Source organism: Streptosporangium sp. NPDC002607, from assembly GCF_053592655.1.
The window spans coordinates 1-1,314 of sequence record NZ_JBSFWD010000169.1 but is presented as its reverse complement, the minus strand read 5'-3'; the positions used below and the strand labels follow the sequence as shown (position 1 = coordinate 1,314).

Below are 1,314 nucleotides of genomic sequence, written 5' to 3'. Positions count from 1 at the left end.
GAACCCCGCGAGTCCGAGTCGGCGAGCGCGGTGAGGGTGTCGGCGGCCATGGCGGTCAGCACCCCGTCGGGGCCCAGCTCCAGATACGCCCGTACACCCTGGCCGTGCAGCGCGCGCACGCCGTCGGCGAACCGGACCGCACCGCGAACCTGGTCCACCCAGTAATCCGGCGAGCACAACTGCTCCGCCGTGGCCGGCCCACCGGTCACCGTGGACACGATCACAACGCGCGGCGCGTTGTAGGTCAACGTCCGAGCTACAGCGCGGAAGTCCTCCAGCATCGGCTCCATCAACGGCGAATGGAACGCGTGCGACACCCGCAACCGCTTCGTCCGCACCCCCCGCTCCTCCAGCACCGCGACGATCCCGAGCACCGGCCCCTCCACCCCGGAGATCACCACCGAGACCGGGCCGTTCACCGCCGCGATCGACACCTCACCCTCGCGCCCGGCCAGCAGAGCGGCGACCTCCTCCTCGGCGGCCTGCACCGCCACCATCGCCCCACCCGACGGCAACGCCTGCATCAACCGACCTCGCGCGGCCACCAGCGCACACGCATCCGAAAGCGACAACACCCCGGCCACATGCGCCGCCGCGATCTCCCCGATCGAATGCCCCGCCAGCACATCCGGCTTGACACCCCACGAGGACACCAGCCGGAACAACGCCACCTCAAGCGCGAACAACGCCGGCTGCGCCCACCCCGTCCGATCCAGCGCCTCCACCTCGGGCGTGCCCGGCTCGGCGAACAGCACCTCACGCAACGACCCGTCCAGCAACGGATCCAGCTCGGCGATCACCTCGTCCAACGCCTCGGCGAACACCGGGAACCGGTCATACAGCTCCCGGCCCATCCCCGCCCGCTGACTGCCCTGACCGGTGAACAACACCGCCAGCCGCGGCTCCGGCCCGGCCATCCCCTCGACCACACCGGCACCCGGACGGTCCTCGGCCAGCGCACCCAATCCGGCCAGCACCCCGTCACGGTCGGCGGCCAGCACCACCGCCCGATGCTCGAACGCCGACCGCGTCGTCGCCAGCGAGAACGCCGTGTCGATCAGACCCAGACCAGGCTGACCGTCCAGGACCGACGCCAACCGCTCGGCCTGCGCCCGCAACGCCCCCGCCGTACGGCCCGACACCAGCACCGGCACCACACCGGCAACCGGTGTGTGGTCCTGCGGAGCGTCCTCGTCCGCGGCTTCCGGAGATTCCACCGCTTGTTCGATGATCACGTGGGCGTTGGTGCCGCTGATCCCGAACGACGACACCCCCGCCCGCCACGGCCGCTCCACCCGAGGCCACGACCGAGAT

Annotated in this window: 1 protein-coding gene; it reads right to left on the bottom strand. The window is 71.4% G+C overall.

The features are described from left to right. Positions 1–1,235, bottom strand: a 1,235-nt coding sequence (locus ACWD3H_RS47685; RefSeq protein ID WP_451959807.1) for an acyltransferase domain-containing protein, incomplete at its 3' end; no start/stop codon positions are given. Positions 1,236–1,314: the final 79 nt, after the last annotated feature.